Raw genomic sequence first — 19,872 nt, 5'->3', positions numbered from 1 at the left:
AAGCTTAACTCATATAATTTGCGAATCGCCGTAAAAGGTTAGAAATTTAAGGGAACCCTATATCTAAAATCATGTGCGATAAACATCATTGTCTTATCATTCCGCCTCATATCTTGGAGGAATTAGCAAAACTCGGTAATACTTCCTGTAAAAAAACATTAAACGACACCCATAGAATTCTTCAGAAAAGAAATGGGATTCTCAACAATTTACTAATTCGTGAGGTAGTTGAGGGTGATGGTGACCGATTTGTTTATGATTGTCAAAATCGTAACCAACAACGAGTAGAAATGGTTCGTCAAGAAGGTGGAGAAGCCACTGATGATGAATCTGTAAATAAAGCCTATGTAACTTCAGGCTTCGTACGCGATTATTTTAAAAATACCTTCGGATTGAATTCCATTGATGATAATGGACTTGATATCATCTCAAATGTCCACTATGGAAAAGACTATAACAATGCATTCTGGGACGGCGATGAAATGACCTATGGTGATGGTGATGGCAAGGAATTCAAAGATTTTGCCAGTGCAATTGATGTAGTAGCCCATGAATTGGCACACGGAATTACACAGTTCTTGGCCAATCTGGAATACCAAAGCCAATCTGGAGCATTGAACGAACATTTCTCAGATGTCTTTGGAACAATAATCAAACAAAAATATTTAAACCAAGATATTTCTGAAGCAGATTGGTTGATAGGTGACACTGTTGTGACCGAGGAATTTCCAGGGGTGGCAATTCGTTCAATGAAGGCGCCAGGGACTGCAAATGACTTCGATTCACAACCCGACCATATGGATAATTATTATTCAGGAAATGCAGACAATCAAGGCGTACATATCAACTCCGGAATTCCAAATAAAGCCTTTTATTTATCCTGTTTAGAAATCGGAATCGATGACTGTGCCATGATTTGGTTTGAAACTTTAAAGGCGCTGTGGAGGACAGCCGATTTTAATGATATGTTGGATGTTATCCTACGAGTAACCGAAGGTTTACAGAATGAAGGAAAGGTATGCGATGGTGCTTTGCAAGCAGTAGAAAATAGCTTTTCCACTGTAGGATTGTCCAAAGTAGTAGCATAATTTCAAAAGAAGGGGAGGATGAAGTACGAGATTTTTATAAATGGTGGATTCGCCAATATCCCTAAACAATACAATGGCGAAATAAGTTTGGAAAGTTCTGAGAAAAAAGAGTTGTTCCAAACCCTAAAAGTAAAACCAGAAGCTTCAGGAGAGATACATGATGGCTTTATCTATCATGTCAAAATTATTGAAGAGGGCCAGGAAATAAGGTCCGTCTATGATGAACATAATCTACCTTCAGTAATCAGGACTTTCATTGACACCGTTCTATCCAAAGGGAACTAGTCTTTTTTATCCTTCTTCATATTATTTTCAAAAATCTTTGTGATAATTTCAAGGCATGGGATACTAATACCATAAACCTAGTAACCAAGCATGCAAAAAGAAGCGGAATTTATTCGCATCATTAAGGAAAACGAAGGTGTGATTTTCAAAATCACAACGATGTATACCGACAATCGTGATGATCAGAAAGATTTGTATCAGGATGTTGTGTACCAATTGTGGAAATCGTTTGGCTCCTTTCGAGCGGAGTCTAAAATCAGCACCTGGATGTACCGTATCGCCCTAAATACAGCTCTCACAAGACTAAGGAAAAGTAAGCGAATTGGAAATCCGGTTTCAATAGACAAAGTAATTCTCCAACAGACAGAAAACTACGACTCGGAATTTGAAGAAAGATTGAGACTAATGTATGCCCATATCAAACAACTCAATGTACTTGAAAAAGGGTTGATGTTATTGCTATTGGAAGGGAAGAAATATGAGGAGATAGCGGAGATTACCGGGTTGTCTCCCAGCAATGTAGGGACTCGGATTTCAAGAATCAAACAGAAATTAAAACAACAAATTGTAAATCAATAAGACTATGGAAATAGAAGAAATGAAAGCGCTGTGGTCTGAAATGAGTGACCAATTGGAACAGCAAAAAAAATTAACTAGCGAAATCATTATGAGTATGACACAAGAACGATACACCAATAAGTTTAGAACACTTTCAAATTATGAAAGAGTAGGAGCCGTAATTTGCTTTGGCATAGCAATTCACATTATAGTTAATTTTGAAAAATTAGATACTTGGTATTTGCAGGCATGTGGAGTCTTTACATTGTCAGTGCTTTTCATTCTTCCAATCTTGGTTTTAAACTCCTTAAAAAAAATACGGAACTTGAATATTACAAATACGAATTACAAAGAGACTTTGCTTAATTATTCTAAGGCCAAACGAAATCTTCTAAGACTTCAACAATTCGGTATTTTTCTGAGCTTTATATTGATGTTTGCGGTCTCTGGAGTATTTGCAAAAATATGGTCAAACAAAGATTTCTTTAGGGTAGAAAGAAATATCTGGGCAAACCTATCTATAGTTTTTGCCGTTTTCTTTGTAGTTTTCTGTTCTTATTGGGGTTATCGTAGTTATAATCGTATTACAAGATCTGCTGAAAATATATTAAAGGAACTAGAATAGCTCGCTACCCCTTTAAAATTTACTAACTTGGAGAAAACGATTTTATCATGAATTCTTCAGGCTATTCGACTACTCCTTTGGCAAGGAAGCTAGGAATTAAAGAGGGATATACCACACTTCTAGTAAATGAACCTTCTCATTATATTTTACTTTTCGAAGATATGCCTGAAGTTAATTATGTAACGCATCCACCAAAAGAATCGGTTGATTTTATTCATTTGTTCTGCAAGAAAAAAGCGGATTTTGAAAAACAATCCATAAAGTTGAAGCCAGCCCTAAAGATGACGGGAATGTTTTGGGTAAGTTGGCCTAAGGGCAGTTCAAAAATCGAAACAGACTTAAATCGTGATTATATTCGGGAGTATCTTTTGAAAAACGGATTAGTAGATGTCAAAGTTTGCGCCGTTGATAAAGATTGGAGTGGATTAAAGTTTATGTATCGGATAAAGGACAGAAAGTAGGTTAACTTTTTTAGGGATTCTTAAAATTTCGTATTTTTAGAATCCAACTGGTTAACCATTTTCTATGCCCCTTCTGAAATTTTGTAGGCTCTGCCTACTACTTCTACTCGTATCTGCTTGTAAGTTATCTCAAAAAGAAAATCAAATTTCTATTGTTGGCCTTTCTGAACCTGTTGAAATTTTACGAGACCAATGGGGTGTTAATCATATCTACGCTAAAAATCAAAAAGACCTTTTCTTTGCACAGGGTTATGCAGCCGCTAAAGACCGGCTTTTTCAGTTCGAAATTTGGCGTAGGCAAGCAACAGGAACCGTAGCGGAGATTCTAGGTCCCGATGAATTGAAAAGGGATATAGGAACACGTTTATTTCAATTTCGTGGCAATTTAGAAGAAGAGTTGAATCACTATCATCCCGAAGGTTCCGAAATCATCAATGCCTATACTGATGGTGTGAATGCCTATATCGAGGAGATGCTAAAGACACCTGACAATCTTCCCATAGAATTTAGAATTTTAGATATCCTTCCAAAAAAATGGACACCTGATGTTGTGATTTCAAGACACCAAGGCCTAAAAGGGAATGTAAATCGTGAATTGCAATATGGAATGGCAGTAGCTAAAATAGGTGAAGCGAAAGTAAAAGAACTCATGTGGTTCCATCCGAATGAACCAAACATTTCCCTTGACCCAAAAATTGATGCAAGTGTACTTTCCGAAGATATTTTGGCCTTACACAAAGCCTATGCAAGTGGTGTTGTTTTCGAAGAGCAAGATATTGACAAGGACTATTTAGACGATGGTAGTAATAATTGGGCAGTAACCGGATCAAAAACAGAAAGCGGTTATCCACTATTGGCAAATGACCCGCACCGAAGAGTTGCTTTGCCATCGCTAAGATATATGGTGCATTTAGTAGCACCAGGTTGGAATGTAATAGGAGGGGGAGAGCCTGAAATTCCGGGTATTTCCATTGGTCACAACGAATATGGTGCATGGGGATTGACGATTTTCAGAACCGATGGAGAGGATTTATACGTATATGATTTAAACCCCCAAAACCTATCGGAGTATAAATACAAAGATGAATGGGTTTCTATGAAAGAAATTCAAGATGAAATTCAGATTAAAGGACAAGAAACCGTGAAAACCACGCTACGCTATTCGATTCATGGTCCGGTTACCTATATCGATTCTGTAAATCATAAAGCCTACGCCGTAAAATGCGCTTGGTTGGAAAAAGGGGGAGCCCCTTATTTGGCTTCCCTGCGGATGGACCAATCGCAAACTTGGGAAGAATTCAAAGAAGCCTGTACCTATAGCAACATTCCCGCGGAGAATATGGTTTGGGCAGATAAAAAAGGAAATATAGGATGGCAAGCTGTAGGCATTACTCCCATACGTAAGTCCCATAGTGGTTTGGTTCCAGTTCCCGGGGATGGTAGTTACGATTGGGAGGGGTATTTACCGATTAGTGAACGCCCAAATAGTTACAATCCAGAAAAAGGCTATTTGGCAACGGCGAATCAAAACGTTACATCAGCTGACTATAAGCATCAAAAGACCTTGAATTACATTTGGGCAGATTCCTACCGAGGAAAGCGAATAGACGCAGTATTATCTCAAGAAAAAAGCTTTACCATGAAGGATATGGAAGAGCTACAATCAGATTATCTTTCCATTCCCGCACGGACTATAGTCCCCATGCTCCAAAATATCAAAATACCATCTGAAAAGGGGGAGGAGATAAAAAACAGGCTTTTGAAATGGGATTATATTTTGGATGGAAATTCAGTCGAAGCAGGTATCTATGCCATGTGGGAACGTATTATTCGTCAAGAAGCGGAAAATGCTTTTATTCCTGAGGAAGTGAACGGTTTGATATCCCTTCAATTAGAAAAAATTATTTCTTGGTTGGAAATGGATGGTCAGACTTTCGGCCCCAGTTTTGAGAAATTGAATAAAGAGGAGTTCCTTCAAAATACTTTGGCAAGTACCATTAATGCTCTAGAAAAGAAGCTGGGTGGTGATATGGCCAAATGGAAATATGGACAGGCAAATTTTAAACATTCGACAATGAAAAATGCCTTATCAGCTTTTGTAAATGATAGTTTGCAGGCCAAAATAGATCTAGGTACTTTCCCTCGGGGTGGAAATAGTTTTACACCCAATTCAACCGGAAATAATGATAATCAAGTAAGTGGCGGGAGCTTTAAATTCATCGCCGATTTAAGTGATTGGGATAAAACCTTGATGATAAATTCACCAGGGCAGTCGGGCAATCCGGAGAGCAAGTACTATGGTAACCTTCATGAAATGTGGTCCAAGAACGCCTATTTTCCAGCCTATTATTCCAAAGAAAAAATTATGAAAGTAACTGAATCTAGAATAATGCTGGTGCCAGAGGATAAATAAAATATTTCTATTTGAAAACTAGAACCAATCATCTCATACAAATTGCTGCTATCTATATGCTAATAGGTCTTAGTGGCGTTTTGACTTGGAAATACATACCGATTAACAGTCAAATATTTGTTTTTATGGTGGTCAGTTTTGTTATGACTGTTGTGTGTTATGTTTTCTCAGTAATTAAAAAAAATAGTTCAGTTTATGATGCGTATTGGAGCGTAATTCCCTTCTACACTGTCATTTTGCTTTGTTACAATAATTATCAGGCGCTCACCATATACCATTTGCTAACGTTTTTAACGGTAAGTATTTGGTCTTGGCGATTGACCTTGAATTGGGTTCGATCTTGGTCCGGTTTTGAGCAAGAAGATTGGCGCTATAGAGACCTTGCCGAGCAAACAGGCTCATTTTATCCTTTGGTTAATTTTTTCGGCATACATCTTTTCCCGACTGCCATGGTATTTTCGGCTATGTGGCCATTATTTGATGTTTTTGGCTCCACAATGCAATACACATGGTTATTCTTTGTGGGAATGCTAATTTGCCTATCTGGTGTAGCCCTTGAGTACTTTGCAGATAATCAATTGGCTAAATTTCGAAAAAGAAAAGACCCGAAACCCGAAGACCTACTGGATGCTGGGATCTGGGGACGATCAAGAAATCCGAATTATTTGGGAGAGATTATATTTTGGTTTGGAATTTTCTTAATCGGATATTCATTCGGCACCTCAGCAATTACTATTGTTGGTTCAATCATGATGTTATGCTTGTTCATTGTAATATCCATTCCCTTGAAAGAAGACCGAATGCTTGAACGTAAACCGAAGTATGGGGCTTACAAGAAAAGAGTGCCGAAATTAATTCCTAAGTTTTGGTAGGTGCTATTTAGCGATGAGAAAAATTAAGAGAACAAAAATTAGCATATACATTCCCATTCCAACATAAAAATTAAGCTGATAAACCTTTGCATCCTTATTTCTGCCGAATGCCTTTAAAAGGGCAATATGTTTAAAGTGTCGCTTCCAGGAAAAGGCAGTATAAAAAGGATGCCAGTTATTCTCATTAAGCTGGGCCTGTGCTCCATCTAGCGATGAATCATGGCGTCTTTGTAATTCTTTAAGCTCTATTGTGGAAATATTCCTTGAAGTTATTTCTTTCCTTACAAGAATTAGAGTTTCCTTATCCAATATGTTGTTCTGAGCTAATTGAATAAGTTGATAATTATTAAGAAGTTTTACTTTTGTTCGATCCATAAAATAGAAATGTTCTTATAAAACTTCCCACAATTGTCGTTGTATATAATCCAAAATAAGCATCCAATTCATTTTTAGCACCAAAGCCGCAGTAGGTACATTATCATCTTCAATAGCAGAGATTATAGCGTCATGTTGATTGTCAGACTTTGAATACAATAGGTCATCGGCCATAAACTCTCGCTCGTAAAAGAAAATGCGAATCTTTAGGTCGTCAAGAATATGTTGGGCAAGGCTATTGCCGTACTTTTGAGTAAGCAACTTATGGAAGCCTAATTTTGCATTGATTCGAGCAACCGTATCTTCAGCATTTTTAAATACCAATTGTTGGGTTTTGAGTTGCTCAATTGATTCAGTATCGAATTCAGAATTCTCGATAGCCAATACCTCTAAATCGGCAACTAATTCATAAAGATCTTTTGCTTCCTTTAGACTCAGTTCTGAAATAATGAAACCACGATTGGGGACTGCCGTTATAATACGAGATTGTTGTAATTGGGTAAGAGCCTCACGAATAGGGGTAACACTAACATCAAGCTTACGCGCTAGAGCCGCTAAATTTATGGTTTGTCCCTCATGCAGGTTGCCTTGTTTCATCTCATTAAGAAGAAATTCACGTACCTGATCTCGAAAACTAGTCTTTACTAACATGCACTAAATATAGTATATCGTATACGATTTTATAAAATTTATGTTGTATTTCATCAGGTACAAGTGGTCAATTCACCTAAAAACGGCATATAGTTAACAAGTATTTGGCAAAGTTCTTGCTAAGCTCTATCTACGGGGCTATATTTGAAAAAGTCCTGAAAGGCAGTTAAACCTTTGTTCAATCGTCGCTATTTGGCTATTGAAAATTTAAAACTACACAGAAGATAAACTATGGCTAGAGCACAAGAAACTTACGGTAAAAAAGAACGTGAGAAAAAACGATTAAAAAAACGAGAGGAAAAAGCGAAGAAAAAAGCAGAGCGTCAGGCAAATTCTAAGGTTGGGGCTTCCTTCGAAGATCAACTGATATACGTCGATGAAAACGGACACTTCACGGACACTCCCCCAGATCCGACAAAAAAGGTTAAAGTTGATGCTGAAAGTATAGTTTTAGGTATTCCAAAAAAAGAAGAACAAGAAGAGGAAGACCCCATCAGAAATGGAAAAGTATCTTTCTTTGATACTTCCAAAGGCTTTGGTTTTATCATTGATTCTGAAAATAACGAGAAATATTTTGTGCATGTTAGCGGTTTGATTGACGAAATAGCTGAGAATGACAAAGTTTCCTTTGAGCTTGAAAGAGGTATGAAAGGCATGAATGCAGTTCGTGTAAAGAAAACCTAAACTTCATTAAATTTATTCACGACCTTATATCCTGATATATACATATTCATTGGGTTTTGATGTTATTATGGGCCTCAGAATAATAGTCGTGATATTCCCGTAACATATTTTTTCTATATTAGTTGTTTGCCTAAAAAAGAAAATAGGTTGAGCGGCGGTTATATAGTATATGTACTTTTATTTTAGTTCAAAAGAACACGATCTCATCCGCTCGCAAGAAGAAAGTGTACTATGAAAATGGGAATTCCTTTTTCCTCCAAGACTGTTTTTTTAATAGCACTTGTTTGCTGGTCCTGGAATGGTTTTAGCCAAACTCCCGCTTGTGCTGCCTTGAGCATTCCTTCAAATGGCGGCACCAATGTTGCCTTGGATATCAATTTTGAATGGGTTGCATCCGCTAGAGCTGAAAGTTATGTTTTAGTTGCTGGCACTTCTTCGGGGGCAACCGATATTTTAGATAATGTAAATGTCGGTAATGTTACCGAATATGATTTACCCAATAACCTACCCCTTGGACAGACCATTTTTGTCAAAATCATTCCTGAAAATACTGATGGGCAAAATATCAATTGCGCGGAAGTAAGTTTTACGACTACGACTACTCAGGTTCCTGATTGCGTTGGCTTAGTCGTACCTATAGAAGGAGCTGTCGATGTGCCTTTGGATACTGCAATCGAATGGACAACTTCTACCAACGCCACAGGCTATCGTATTACAATAGGAAGCTCCTCAGGAAGTAATGACATCATTGATGATTTAGATGTTGGTAATACTAACTCATACCAATACCCAGGCGGATTCGCAGTTCTCACCGCGGTTTTTATTGTAATTACACCGTACAATGCTTCCGGAAGCAATACATCCTGTTCTGAGCTTCGATTTACCACCACAAGTGCAACGGTGCCTAGATGTACCCAAATTATAAATCCTCAAGACGGTACGGAACTGGTTCCTGTAAATGCGAATATAACTTGGATTCGAGACTTCACCGCCACGGGTTATCTTATGACCATTAGGGAGGATGAAGCTGATGGGGAATTCATTCTCAGGGAAGAAGATGTTGGAAATGGCACTAATTTTAAACCACCAAATTTTAAACCGCGCACTAGATATTTTGTTACAATGATTCCATATAACGCTCAAGGCAATGCTGTGGGTTGTGAAGCTATCACCTTTACAACTGGAGACCCTTTACCATTGCCAGATTGTTCCGAATGGGTTTTTCCTGTCAACCGTTCGTCTGGGGTGAGTCCGAATACCACATTTGAATGGAGCGAAGTACCGAATACTGATGGGTTTATACTATCAATTGGAACCTCTTTGAATGGCACCGATATTTTAAGTATGGAAGATGTAGGAAATAGCACCACATATGAATTATCAGATGACCTTCCCATAGGAGCCACCATATATGTAAAGGTTGATACTTACAAAGGGGATGAAATTTCTGAAACTTGCCCAATTATTTCATTTAGGATTGAAGGCCCTGATCCCATGAATTTGGAAAATGAAATTCCAAAGTTTTTTACTCCTAACAATGATGGATTCAATGATTTATGGACCATTAATTCAACAGAGAACATTAGTGTAAATAAAATCTTTGTTTATGATCGTTACGGTAAGCTGTTAAGGCAACTAGGAGAGGGGCAAGGCTGGGATGGCACACTAAACGGAAAAAATCTTCCAGCCGCTTCATATTGGTATTCTGTCGAACTGGTAAACGCTCCTGCGATTAAAGGCTATTTTCTATTGAAACGATAGATTATCGTAGCAAATCAATTTATTATTTGTTTTGGTATACTATTTCATAAGTATTAAAGTTGCATAACTATGAAGTTTACTAAAGTTTTGTACCCCGCACTTGTGCTTATCTTGACATTCACCTCTGTTTTTGCGCAAAAAGAAAATGATTTAGCTTCATGGACATCGCTACAGCTTGGTTACGATTTGGATGATAATTGGGATTTGGGGTTGGAAGGTCAGTTTCGACTGAAATCTAATATTTCTGTAGTAGATGAATACTTCTCCGAATTTTTTGTCAGACGGAAGTTATTGAAAGGGTTTAGGATAGCACTAGCACTGAGGTATATTCGTGAAAATGATAATATAGGAAGAATTCAGGGGTATGAGAACCATTTCAGGTTTCACATTGATGCGGATTACAAACATAAGCTTGGTGATATTAGATTGGGGTATCGATTGCGTTATCAAAATAAAAGAGAACTTGGAGTATCAGACGACCAAGATAACTTTCCCATAAATAGACTTCGTTTTAAAACTGGGGTTGAATACAAAATCAAAAACTGGCCACTTGATCCTGAATTGGCTGTGGAACTATTCAGTAGATTCGAAAAAAACGAAGACACCGAGCTTGATAAATATCGTATCACCCTAGGTACATCGTATAGCTTTAAAAAAGCTGGGGATTTGGGAGTATACTATCGTCGTGAAAGTGACATCAATAATGAAAATTCTGATAATCAGCATATTATCGGTTTGAAGTATAAATATACTTTCGAAAATCTTTAAGTTTTAAGATAAACATAAATTTTGTTAATATTTTGTGTCATTCGTCGTTTGTTAGTCCTAAAAAACACTAAAGTTTATGTTGTTCCGTTCAGAATTATAGATGTAACCCTTTAAATCTATAATAGAATGCAAACCTTATTTAAATCAGCAACCAAGTTTCTTCTTTTCAGTGGTCTTGCTCTAGTTGTTTTTAGCTGTAGCGAAGATGATTATAACCCGCAGGTGGAAGACCAACAAGTGTCTTCAACTGAAGTGAAAACAATTTTAAATACTGACGATATATCTGGAGCTGCCGATAATATTATCGCAGATGTTTTCAATAGTGGAATATCAGGTAAATCATCTCGATTAGAAGATTGTCATGTAACCGAATTCACAGATACTGGATTTACCGTTACTTTCGATAACTGTAGCTACGAAGGTGGAGAAATGATTACCGGTAGTATAAGCATAGCCTATACTGAGGGGCAAGAAAACTCTTTTTCAGCAACCTATACGGATTTGATGGTTGGTGATTATGAAATCAATGGAACCCGAGGCTTCATAATTAGTGGTGATGGTCAAAGCGGACTTTCATTCTCGGTGACAAGTGATATGAGCATTAAGCTTAAAGATGGTTCTATAATTGAGGAAACAGGATCTAAAACTCTAGGATTCGTTTTTGATTTTAATAATCTGGAAAATAGCGGATTAACCATAGCTGGTGATTGGACCGTAAAGGCTGATGGTAATACTTACGTTGTCAATATTACCACTGCCCTTGAAATTACCGGAGCCTGTGATTATGTCGGAAAAGGAATTATGCAGTTGAATAAAAACGGACTCAAAGTGGATGTTGATTTCGGAGACGGAACTTGCGATGATATCGCAACCCTCACATATCCTGATGGAACAGACGAAGAAATATCTTTGAAAGACTAGAATTGAAATATACCTGAAATGTACCCATTAGGGTAGAGGTAAGCTAATACAAAAATATAAAGGCCCGTACTTGATGAAGTACGGGCCTTTACTTTGATAGGTTCAAATTCCGTGATGAGCGGAGTTAACATTTTAAATCTGTCCAACGAATTCTATCGAGATGATTAGACTCTGAGAAAAATACTGAGGTTGTTGATACTATCGATGATTGATTGATGATTGTTTTCATGATTTCTAGTCTTAAAGGGTTATACCCTCGACTATCTGTAACGGCGTTTATTGTTCCAGATGTCGCTTTTTGATGTTTCTGATGATTTTACTACGTAATGTTTGTTTAAATTTTCCATGATGTTTGTTTTTAAGTGATTGATGATGAATTTTGATTGTAAATAGATTTATCTAAATCTTCTTCTGTTGTTCCAAGTGTTACTTTTGGTGATTTCCTTTCCAAGCTTGTATTGTTTGTTTAAAATTTCCATGATGTTTGTTTTTAAATGATTGATTATTAACTAATGGTTCGATTACGATTGAATATTCTTGCCTTTTATTCTTTGGTCATACAGTCTATCTGTATTCCAGCCAAAGCCTAATGTGAAATATACTTTTGGTCTTAATTGATGTGGATGTAAAGTTTTCATAATACTGTTGTTTTTTATTGATGGTGTAAAATTGTTGTTTTTTTATCGTTCTTTCTAATTGATGTTTCTGAACTGTCGAATTGAAATGATGAATTGTTTTTTGGTTGTTTCCAATTGACTTACACCTAATAGACGAGTCGCAAATATTTTTGTTACAGTACTATGCATAAAAAGGTACCATTTTATGGAATATTTAACAGTATTTGATTTATAACGATAAGCCATTAATATTTAAAACATTGATTACCAATATTTTAAACTGAATATCTGCGAAAGCAACTCTTCTGTTAAAATTTAGGATATTATAAAAATACATGGAAATCAAACAAACGGGCTTTAGTAAAAGCAATCAAAATAGGGTAGGGCTTTTATCAATTGCACTTTATCGAGTATTATTTTCCCAAGGAAATAAATAAGAAGAAAAGGGGTTATATAAGGACCTATTCCAAATGTCCCAACAATGAAAACTATTGGCCCACATCGTATTTCGTTTACACTACCTTATCTATTTGTTTTCGCATTTCTATTTTATATCACGTCATGCAGTAAAGATGCAAGTATACTTACTGAACAGGAGGATGCAGTTTCTGAGGATACTGAAGAAATGAATGATGACAGCTCAAACGACGACACTTCAAATGATAACTCTTCTGACACCATGGATATACCCCCAACAGGTGCCGTTGTATTTAATCAAGACTTTACTCTTGATGCCACTAGGTCGGTTGCCAATTATGTTTTACCACAATCAGACTACAATCTATTTCTTGAAGGAGAAGGGAATTTGAAGCAGGTTTCCGAAAAAGCATATCAGTATTTTAAAGATGATTTTGATTATATCATTATTCTATCTGTAGAAGCTGTAAAACCGCCGGACTTGTTTTTCGGCAGATCTACCTTGGTTCAAAATCAAGTACAGGGGCTTGGGTCAAATACCTATGATAATTCTGCGACTTATGGTTCCGAAGGGAAATTGAAAAGCATCATTTATATGCCAAGAACAGAATATATTAAAAGTGGACCCTTTTTGCACGAAATAGCACATTCTTGGGGTAATAAAGGAATTATTCCGACAACCGTAGGTGGTCATTGGGGCTATGCCAGCGTTGCAGGACAACTGGGTGGCTTTGACGAAATCGAAGACCTTGGCAACAACACCTATCAAGGAAAACTCAACGGACAAAATGGATTCGGTGCTTTTGCTAATGGAGGAAATTCCGTTATCTATGGCGACTTAGAACTTTATGCAATGGGATTAATAGGAGCTGATGAACTTGAACCTATTCAGGTGGCGGTAAATCCCGAAGGCACACAGGCTTATGGTCAGTTTACGGCGGATGCCATAGGAATCTATACCGCACAGGACCTTATCAACGAACATGGCGCACGAGTACCCTCAACAGCTGATTCTCAAAAAGTATTCAAAGCACTCACTATTGTTATTTCCACAGAAGCCATATCACAAGAGAAGATGGATGAAGTCACCTCAAATCTTGATAATTTCTCAAGACAAGCTGCTCCGGACGCCTCTTGGGGAAGTACAAAGAACTTCTGGTTGGCCACAAAAGAGAAGGCAACTTTTGATTTTACGGTAACACAAGGGAACATTAAATAAAGTACCTATTCTTTATTTAATTCCTCCAGTAACTTGTCATAAGTCTCAATTTGTGTGAACAAACGTCCTCCTATATTGAGGATAGGTGCTTTGATAGAATCAATTGGGGCCGGTAAGTAGCTTTTCAACTGATCTACAATTTCAGGCTTTTCGCTTAGCAGGTGTTTGATATACTTATAATTGCTTGCATCCAATGGATTCACAATACTGTCACAAGTAAGGCATGCGTCTGTTATATAAAGCGTAATCGGTTTCTTTGGCTTTATTTTAATCCGTTCAAATTCTTTTTTCAAAGCTCGCCTCGAGAGACTGTCATTAACCAATAAATCATAGGTGTAATTTGGTTTTTTCCCTCTGGTCAAAACGATTGTCTTAAGGTGTACTTTAGATGCTGCTGGAACACGTATCCATCTAGGGCGGCCTTGACTTTGCCTAAAGTTTGTGCCCGATATTTTTATTTGAACATCAAAATCCTGTTCATTTTCATTGACAGCATAAAATGCCAAACGATTCGGAATATCTTTGGTTTCAACTCGAAGTGATGTATCCTGAGCATTTGTTTTTACTACAAAAAAAAGTAGCAATAGGAGTAATTTCAATTTCATAGCGTAATTTTTCTCGAAAGCGAAATATAAGGATTCTAATAGATATGGATAGTTAAATTCAATCAACTGCTCATCTTCTACGATTAAAAGACGGTCTTTAAGAGAAATTTAATAGCGATATACACCTTTATATAATATCTTAGAGAAATGTCACTGAAGTTTCTTTTTGCAAATATTCTTTTGTTTTGTTTGAGTAATGCTGCTGCCCAATATTCACAAGAAGATTGGGAGGATAGGGATACATGGATGAATGTTTCTGAAATCTTTGATTTTGCAGGGATAGAAAAAGGGAATCAAGTTGCTGACATAGGATGTCATGAGGGATATCTAAGTTTTCATTTATCAAAAAGAGTAGGGGAGTCAGGAAAGGTTTTCGCTGTTGATGTTGAAGGATATCGGTTGGAAAAGCTTAAGCAATATGCAAAAGTGCGGAAAGTACGGAACATAGAAGTGATTTTAGGCGATTATGACAATCCAAAATTACCCAAAGGAAGTCTAGATGTGGTTATTGTGATGGATACTTATCACGAAATAGATGGTTACATGGAAGTCTTAGGTCATATCAAAAAAGCATTGAAACCTAGTGGAAAAGTGCTTATTCTTGAAAAACTAAAAGAACAAAAGCGAGGAAAAAGTAGGGAAGAACAGGCAAGAGGACATACCCTATCATCAAAGTATGTAAAAGAAGAACTTAAGCAAGCGGGGTTTACTGTCACCAAAGAAGTCAAGGATTTTGGTGATTGGCAAGAGAATGAAGAAAAACAAATGTGGATAGTTGTTGCCGAACAAACTCCAACTGGCTAGTAGAATTTAACCAACATAGCTCAATATTTTTCCAATTATGAAAAATCCAATCATCTTATTCACACTAAGTATACTTGTATCATGTTCTTCGCAAAACTCCAAAAGCCTTTTCAATGGAAAAGACTTGACCGGCTGGCACATTGATGTTCCCAAAATGGATAGTATACCAGACGCTCGTAATCCTTTTATAGTCCGAGATGGAATGCTTGTGAGTCTGGGTACGCCACAAGGGCATATTATTACAGACGACGTCTACAAAGATTTTAGATTGGAAGTCGAATATCGTTTTGCCGGACAACCGGGTAATTGTGGTGTTTTAGTATTTGCATCCACTCCTAGGTCTTTGTACAAGATGTTTCCAAAATCTATTGAAGTACAAATGATGCATGAAAATGCTGGAGACTTTTGGTGTATCGTCGAAGACATTACGACCGATAATATGCTAGAACGCCGTGGACCAAAATCGGAATGGGGTATTACAGAAGGCAAGAAACGAAGAATATTGAATTTGACCGATGGTTCTGAAAAACCTTTAGGGGAATGGAATAGCATGTCCATAGAATGCTTAAATAACGAATTAAAAGTTTGGGTAAATGGAGATTTGGTCAACCATGGGTATAATGCCACGGCCAATAAAGGTCAAATTGCCCTTCAAGCCGAGGGGGCTGAAGTTGAATTCAGAAAAGTAGTGCTTACTCCAATTTCGCAACTGACCGAATAAATTTTAGTTTTTTCGATGTATTGCATATATCCGATAGCGATTACTTTGATAGTTTCGACGTAATAATTCCGTAAACCCTTATAAAGCTGTATTTTTGCAGTCCGGAAAAAGAAAAGGACAATATGGCGGAAATTGCAACAGCAGTACAGAATAAAAAAACCGACAAAGAACTTTACGAATACCAACAAGGTGCTATTAGCCAGATTTTCGATAAGTTCGAAACTGCACCCGAAGACCATCATCTACTATATCAATTACCAACAGGAGGAGGAAAAACAGTTATTTTCTCTGAAATGGTGCGGCAATATCTGAAAAAGCATAACAAGAAGGTGCTAGTCATGACACACCGGGTTGAATTATGCCGCCAAACCTCTGAGATGCTTACAGGTTTTGGTGTAACAAATAAGGTAGTTGATAGCAAGGCTGATTTGGATGACCAAGCGGAATATAGCTGCTATGTCGCCATGGTCGAGACCTTAAATAATCGTCTAAATGATGATAAATTAGATATTTCTGACGTCGGTTTGGTGATTATTGATGAAGCGCACTACAATTCCTTCACAAAGCTATTCAAGTTTTTTGAGAAATCCTTTATTCTGGGTGTTACAGCAACGCCTTTGAGCTCAAATAAGGAGTTACCAATGAAAGGTAACTACGATGAACTTATTGTTGGTGAAACGATTGAATCACTTATCGAGAACGATTTCCTGGCGCGAGCTGAAGTTTTCCAATATGATATGGGGCTGACTTCCCTTGAGATAGGTTCCAATGGAGACTACACAGTGAAATCTTCTGAGGATTTATATTCTAGTCCGGCAATGCTCGAAAAGCTTCTCAAAGCATATGAAAAGCATTCAAAAGGAAAGAAAACCTTGATATTTAATAATGGAATTAATACCTCCATCAACGTGTATCATACATTTAACGCCGCTGGATTGCCCATTATGCACTTAGATAATACGGCTACCAAAAAGCAACGTGCACAGATTCTGAAATGGTTTAAAGAAACTCCCGATGCCATTTTAACCTCAGTGAGTATCCTTACCACAGGTTTTGATGAGCCAACAATTGATACGATAATTCTAAATCGTGCCACCAAATCATTGACTTTGTATTATCAAATGATTGGTCGTGGTTCTCGTATTTTGAATAATAAATCGAAGTTTACGGTGATTGACTTAGGAAACAACATGTATCGTTTTGGGCCGTGGGGTGCTGATTTAGATTGGCAGACCATTTTCAAATCGCCCAATTTCTATATGGACCGCATTGCAGATGACGAAACTATTGAAGGTAGATTTAAACATGAAATGCCAGATGAGTTGCGTGAGGAGTTTTCAAAATCTGAAGATGTATACTTCGATATCAAGCAGGTATATGTAGATGCGACAAGCAAGGGAGAATCTTCTAAGGTCGTTTTGGAGCGGTCCATAGAACAACATGCAAAAATTTGTATCGAAAACAGTGAAGATGTCTATGATGCCCTCGGTTTAGCGAAAATGTTAAAGGACGATATTGACCAGCGTATACAGACCTACGCGAAGTGTATTAGCCGCAGTACGGGTAACTTCATTATTTGGTTAAAAGATGACTACAAGAAGAAGTTAAATGCCTATTTACGTCAGAACTTTGATGAAGTCTTTGAAAAGATTCATGGGCATCCTCCATTAGACTAGTCGTATTTACTTATAAAGCGTTGTACCTTTGTTTTGAAATACTTTGATTTTCAAAACAATAATACATGTCTTCATTCGACGATTTTAAAATTTCCACTCCCTTACGAAAGACCATTGCTGATTTAGGCTTCGAACATCCGAGACCTATACAGACCAAATCATTTCCGGTCATTCTTTCAGGGAATGACATGGTGGGTATTGCGCAAACCGGTACTGGGAAAACTTTCGCCTACATGCTTCCTATTCTGCAAATGCTTCCTTTTTCTAAGGAAAAACATCCAAGGGCTTTGGTTTTAGTGCCTACGCGGGAATTAGTAGTACAAGTAGTCGAGGAAATCGAGAAATTTGGAAAGTACACCTCACTTACTACCCTAGGTGTTTATGGCGGAACCAACATTAACAGCCAGAAAGAGGCCTTAGCAGAAGGTGCAGATATTATTGTTGCCACTCCTGGAAGATTATATGATTTGATGCTTAGTGGATCATTGCGAACAAAGTCCATCAAAAAAGTGGTGATTGACGAAGTAGATGTCATGCTTGATTTAGGTTTTCGGTTTCAATTGACCAATATTATGGACCTACTGCCGCAACGCCGTCAGAACATCATGTTTTCTGCGACCATGACGCAAGAGGTAGACAAACTTATCAATGACTATTTCAAAGCCCCAAGAAAGATTACAATTGCTGTTAGTGGAACTCCATTAGACAACATTTCACAGCATTGTTATGCAGTGCCCAACTTTTACACTAAGGTTAATTTATTAGTTGAATTGTTTAAGGATAAAAATCTCTTTAGCAAAGTTTTAGTATTTACCTTAAACAAAAAAACGGCAGATAGATTATTCACGGAAATTGATGAATTCTTCGGAAGTGAAGCCTGCATCGTACATTCCAACAAAACACAAAACTATCGACTCCGTTCTATCAAACAATTTGAAGAAGGAGAGAACAGAATATTGATTACAACTGATGTCATGGCGCGCGGACTGGATTTAGACCGAATCTCACATGTTATCAACTTTGATACGCCCATATTCCCTGAAAACTATATGCACCGAATAGGCAGAACTGGAAGGGCGGAAGAAAAAGGCGCTTCTCTTTTATTCTTTACAGAAAAGGAGAAACCGGCCAAAGAAGCAATTGAAGATTTAATGAAGCATGAGATACCACAACTCAAACTTCCAGAAGCTGTTGAAATCGCCACAAGATTAACTCCTGCCGAAACTTCGAAAATAAAGGAGCGTGATAATCCGGGGAAATCATCGAAGGATGATGAGCGCGGCGCTAGTTTTCATGAGAAAAAGGACAAAAATAAGCGTATCAACCAAGGCGGTTCTTACAAACGAATCATCGAGAAAAAATATAAAAAACGAAAGACCAAAGGTGATAAGAACTACAACAAAAGAAATAAACGTAAATAGTTAAAATTAAATTAATTATACTAATTCATATAATTCTAAACATTAATTAAATTTCCAGACTATAATTCTGCTTTTTTTATTCCCATGTTCTATTTCAACAGTGTAATATTCTGCCGCGAGTTTCTTTAATTGTTTTTTAATTTTTGGTAAATGCTCAGATTTCGAAACCAAACACGTAAAGACACCTACTTGCTTTTTAAAATGCACACTTTGCTTTATCATCCGCTTTAAAAAGAGAGCTTCACCACCATTACACCAAAGTTCATTGGCCTGTCCGCCAAAATTACGTTTGGTTTCTTCGGAATAACCCAGATTCTTCTGCTTTTTTATCGTTTCTTTTTCCGCATGTTCTTTAGACTTGTAGAAAGGTGGATTGCATAGTGTAAAATGAAAATATTCATCAGGTTCAATGACACCCTTAAATATATTCGCATTATCCTTCTGATGTCTTATTTCTATGGATTTAGATATTTGAGGATTGCTTTCTACATTCGACCTTGCAGCTAGTACGGCCTTCTCGTCTATATCACTTCCAACCATTTGCCAATTATATATTTGAGCCCCTAAAATGGGATAAATACAATTGGCGCCCACACCAATATCCAAGCCTTTACTTGTCCCATCAATCCCTTCTTCTTTCAAAATAGAGGAGATATGATGTATGTAGTCTGCTCGACCAGGAATTGGTGGACATAGATAGCCTTCTGGAATATTCCAGTCTACCAATCCGTAAGAATGCTTCAAAATGGCCTTGTTTAAAGCTAAAACTGCACTCGGATTCGCAAAATCTATAGTTTGAGCATCATTGGAGTTCCTAAAAACGTAAGAACTAAGCTCAGGATGCTTTCCTGAAAGGGCCTCAAAATCATAAGGAGTATTGTGAATATTACTGGGGTGCATAGGTAGAAAGTTGACAGTAAAGGTAGCTTT

General features: G+C 37.3%; 20 protein-coding genes. 16 read left to right on the top strand and 4 right to left on the bottom strand.

Annotated features, from left to right (window positions below):
• The first annotated feature begins 71 nt into the window (after nucleotides 1–71).
• From FEE95_RS12730 to FEE95_RS12700, 7 genes are all read left to right on the top strand, one after another.
• On the top strand, nucleotides 72–1,088 hold the full coding sequence (locus FEE95_RS12730) for a M4 family metallopeptidase (protein ID WP_138658324.1): 1,017 nt from the start codon (nucleotides 72–74) through the stop codon (nucleotides 1,086–1,088).
• A gap of 18 nt (nucleotides 1,089–1,106) precedes the next feature.
• Nucleotides 1,107–1,373, top strand: coding sequence for a hypothetical protein (locus FEE95_RS12725; protein WP_138658323.1), 267 nt, complete (start codon nucleotides 1,107–1,109; stop codon nucleotides 1,371–1,373).
• Nucleotides 1,374–1,463: 90 nt separating this feature from the next.
• Nucleotides 1,464–1,952 carry an RNA polymerase sigma factor gene (locus tag FEE95_RS12720; protein ID WP_138658322.1) on the top strand — a complete coding sequence of 163 codons (489 nt, stop codon included), beginning with the start codon at nucleotides 1,464–1,466 and terminating at the stop codon, nucleotides 1,950–1,952.
• A gap of 4 nt (nucleotides 1,953–1,956) precedes the next feature.
• Nucleotides 1,957–2,556: a hypothetical protein gene (locus FEE95_RS12715; protein WP_138658321.1), complete on the top strand. Its 600-nt coding sequence runs from the start codon at nucleotides 1,957–1,959 to the stop codon at nucleotides 2,554–2,556.
• A gap of 47 nt (nucleotides 2,557–2,603) precedes the next feature.
• Nucleotides 2,604–3,017 carry a DUF3052 family protein gene (locus tag FEE95_RS12710; RefSeq protein WP_138658320.1) on the top strand — a complete coding sequence of 138 codons (414 nt, stop codon included), beginning with the start codon at nucleotides 2,604–2,606 and terminating at the stop codon, nucleotides 3,015–3,017.
• Nucleotides 3,018–3,081: 64 nt separating this feature from the next.
• Complete coding sequence (locus FEE95_RS12705) at nucleotides 3,082–5,430, top strand: penicillin acylase family protein (protein ID WP_138658319.1); 2,349 nt, start codon at nucleotides 3,082–3,084, stop codon at nucleotides 5,428–5,430.
• Nucleotides 5,431–5,441: 11 nt separating this feature from the next.
• Nucleotides 5,442–6,302 carry a DUF1295 domain-containing protein gene (locus FEE95_RS12700; protein WP_138658318.1) on the top strand — a complete coding sequence of 287 codons (861 nt, stop codon included), beginning with the start codon at nucleotides 5,442–5,444 and terminating at the stop codon, nucleotides 6,300–6,302.
• Between the two features lie 3 nt (nucleotides 6,303–6,305).
• On the opposite strand, the gene FEE95_RS12695 is transcribed toward FEE95_RS12700, so the two are convergent.
• Together FEE95_RS12695 and FEE95_RS12690 are read right to left on the bottom strand one after the other, a co-directional pair.
• Nucleotides 6,306–6,677, bottom strand: coding sequence for a hypothetical protein (locus FEE95_RS12695; RefSeq protein WP_138658317.1), 372 nt, complete (start codon nucleotides 6,675–6,677; stop codon nucleotides 6,306–6,308).
• 15 nt (nucleotides 6,678–6,692) lie between these two features.
• Nucleotides 6,693–7,328, bottom strand: coding sequence for a GntR family transcriptional regulator (locus FEE95_RS12690; protein ID WP_138658316.1), 636 nt, complete (start codon nucleotides 7,326–7,328; stop codon nucleotides 6,693–6,695).
• A 231-nt stretch (nucleotides 7,329–7,559) separates the two neighbouring features.
• Here FEE95_RS12690 and FEE95_RS12685 point away from each other — a divergent pair, with 231 nt between their 5' ends.
• From FEE95_RS12685 to FEE95_RS12665, 5 genes are all read left to right on the top strand, one after another.
• Nucleotides 7,560–8,012, top strand: coding sequence for a cold shock domain-containing protein (locus FEE95_RS12685; RefSeq protein WP_138658315.1), 453 nt, complete (start codon nucleotides 7,560–7,562; stop codon nucleotides 8,010–8,012).
• Between the two features lie 231 nt (nucleotides 8,013–8,243).
• Nucleotides 8,244–9,773, top strand: a complete 1,530-nt coding sequence (locus FEE95_RS12680; protein ID WP_138658314.1) for a T9SS type B sorting domain-containing protein — start codon at nucleotides 8,244–8,246, stop codon at nucleotides 9,771–9,773.
• A 69-nt stretch (nucleotides 9,774–9,842) separates the two neighbouring features.
• The gene (locus FEE95_RS12675) at nucleotides 9,843–10,541 is read left to right on the top strand and encodes a DUF2490 domain-containing protein (RefSeq protein ID WP_138658313.1); all 699 of its coding nucleotides are present in this window, start codon (nucleotides 9,843–9,845) and stop codon (nucleotides 10,539–10,541) included.
• A 126-nt stretch (nucleotides 10,542–10,667) separates the two neighbouring features.
• The gene (locus tag FEE95_RS12670; protein ID WP_138658312.1) at nucleotides 10,668–11,462 is read left to right on the top strand and encodes a hypothetical protein; all 795 of its coding nucleotides are present in this window, start codon (nucleotides 10,668–10,670) and stop codon (nucleotides 11,460–11,462) included.
• 1,098 nt (nucleotides 11,463–12,560) lie between these two features.
• On the top strand, nucleotides 12,561–13,715 hold the full coding sequence (locus FEE95_RS12665; protein ID WP_138658311.1) for a hypothetical protein: 1,155 nt from the start codon (nucleotides 12,561–12,563) through the stop codon (nucleotides 13,713–13,715).
• 5 nt (nucleotides 13,716–13,720) lie between these two features.
• Here the strand turns inward: FEE95_RS12665 and FEE95_RS12660 are convergent, their stop codons facing one another.
• A complete protein-coding gene (locus tag FEE95_RS12660; RefSeq protein ID WP_138658310.1) occupies nucleotides 13,721–14,320 on the bottom strand; it encodes a hypothetical protein in 600 nt (199 codons plus the stop codon).
• A gap of 147 nt (nucleotides 14,321–14,467) precedes the next feature.
• Here FEE95_RS12660 and FEE95_RS12655 point away from each other — a divergent pair, with 147 nt between their 5' ends.
• From FEE95_RS12655 to FEE95_RS12640, 4 genes are all read left to right on the top strand, one after another.
• A complete protein-coding gene (locus tag FEE95_RS12655) occupies nucleotides 14,468–15,124 on the top strand; it encodes a class I SAM-dependent methyltransferase (protein WP_238474570.1) in 657 nt (218 codons plus the stop codon).
• A 37-nt stretch (nucleotides 15,125–15,161) separates the two neighbouring features.
• Nucleotides 15,162–15,845: a 3-keto-disaccharide hydrolase gene (locus tag FEE95_RS12650; RefSeq protein ID WP_138658309.1), complete on the top strand. Its 684-nt coding sequence runs from the start codon at nucleotides 15,162–15,164 to the stop codon at nucleotides 15,843–15,845.
• 122 nt (nucleotides 15,846–15,967) lie between these two features.
• Nucleotides 15,968–17,521 (top strand): DEAD/DEAH box helicase, encoded by a 1,554-nt coding sequence (locus tag FEE95_RS12645; RefSeq protein WP_138658308.1) that lies wholly within the window; start codon nucleotides 15,968–15,970, stop codon nucleotides 17,519–17,521.
• A 65-nt stretch (nucleotides 17,522–17,586) separates the two neighbouring features.
• The gene (locus FEE95_RS12640) at nucleotides 17,587–18,942 is read left to right on the top strand and encodes a DEAD/DEAH box helicase (protein ID WP_138658307.1); all 1,356 of its coding nucleotides are present in this window, start codon (nucleotides 17,587–17,589) and stop codon (nucleotides 18,940–18,942) included.
• Nucleotides 18,943–18,984: 42 nt separating this feature from the next.
• Here the strand turns inward: FEE95_RS12640 and rlmF are convergent, their stop codons facing one another.
• Nucleotides 18,985–19,842 (bottom strand): 23S rRNA (adenine(1618)-N(6))-methyltransferase RlmF, encoded by an 858-nt coding sequence (gene rlmF, locus FEE95_RS12635; protein WP_138658306.1) that lies wholly within the window; start codon nucleotides 19,840–19,842, stop codon nucleotides 18,985–18,987.
• Nucleotides 19,843–19,872 lie beyond the last annotated feature (30 nt).

The sequence above is a fragment of the Maribacter algarum (ex Zhang et al. 2020) genome, assembly GCF_005885635.1.
In the GTDB taxonomy this organism is placed as follows: Bacteria; Bacteroidota; Bacteroidia; order Flavobacteriales; family Flavobacteriaceae; genus Maribacter_C; species Maribacter_C algarum.
This window is presented reverse-complemented; position numbering and strand designations above follow the sequence as displayed.

Coding starts and splice junctions, on each gene's coding strand:
- FEE95_RS12670 (WP_138658312.1), top strand. CDS start 10,668: ATGCAAACCTTATTTAAATCAGCAACCAAGTTTCTTCTTTTCAGTGGT.
- rlmF (WP_138658306.1), bottom strand. CDS start 19,842: ATGCACCCCAGTAATATTCACAATACTCCTTATGATTTTGAGGCCCTT.
- FEE95_RS12720 (WP_138658322.1), top strand. CDS start 1,464: ATGCAAAAAGAAGCGGAATTTATTCGCATCATTAAGGAAAACGAAGGT.
- FEE95_RS12690 (WP_138658316.1), bottom strand. CDS start 7,328: ATGTTAGTAAAGACTAGTTTTCGAGATCAGGTACGTGAATTTCTTCTT.
- FEE95_RS12710 (WP_138658320.1), top strand. CDS start 2,604: ATGAATTCTTCAGGCTATTCGACTACTCCTTTGGCAAGGAAGCTAGGA.
- FEE95_RS12715 (WP_138658321.1), top strand. CDS start 1,957: ATGGAAATAGAAGAAATGAAAGCGCTGTGGTCTGAAATGAGTGACCAA.
- FEE95_RS12660 (WP_138658310.1), bottom strand. CDS start 14,320: ATGAAATTGAAATTACTCCTATTGCTACTTTTTTTTGTAGTAAAAACA.
- FEE95_RS12645 (WP_138658308.1), top strand. CDS start 15,968: ATGGCGGAAATTGCAACAGCAGTACAGAATAAAAAAACCGACAAAGAA.
- FEE95_RS12650 (WP_138658309.1), top strand. CDS start 15,162: ATGAAAAATCCAATCATCTTATTCACACTAAGTATACTTGTATCATGT.
- FEE95_RS12640 (WP_138658307.1), top strand. CDS start 17,587: ATGTCTTCATTCGACGATTTTAAAATTTCCACTCCCTTACGAAAGACC.
- FEE95_RS12655 (WP_238474570.1), top strand. CDS start 14,468: ATGTCACTGAAGTTTCTTTTTGCAAATATTCTTTTGTTTTGTTTGAGT.
- FEE95_RS12725 (WP_138658323.1), top strand. CDS start 1,107: ATGAAGTACGAGATTTTTATAAATGGTGGATTCGCCAATATCCCTAAA.
- FEE95_RS12675 (WP_138658313.1), top strand. CDS start 9,843: ATGAAGTTTACTAAAGTTTTGTACCCCGCACTTGTGCTTATCTTGACA.
- FEE95_RS12730 (WP_138658324.1), top strand. CDS start 72: ATGTGCGATAAACATCATTGTCTTATCATTCCGCCTCATATCTTGGAG.
- FEE95_RS12665 (WP_138658311.1), top strand. CDS start 12,561: ATGAAAACTATTGGCCCACATCGTATTTCGTTTACACTACCTTATCTA.
- FEE95_RS12695 (WP_138658317.1), bottom strand. CDS start 6,677: ATGGATCGAACAAAAGTAAAACTTCTTAATAATTATCAACTTATTCAA.
- FEE95_RS12680 (WP_138658314.1), top strand. CDS start 8,244: ATGAAAATGGGAATTCCTTTTTCCTCCAAGACTGTTTTTTTAATAGCA.
- FEE95_RS12705 (WP_138658319.1), top strand. CDS start 3,082: ATGCCCCTTCTGAAATTTTGTAGGCTCTGCCTACTACTTCTACTCGTA.
- FEE95_RS12685 (WP_138658315.1), top strand. CDS start 7,560: ATGGCTAGAGCACAAGAAACTTACGGTAAAAAAGAACGTGAGAAAAAA.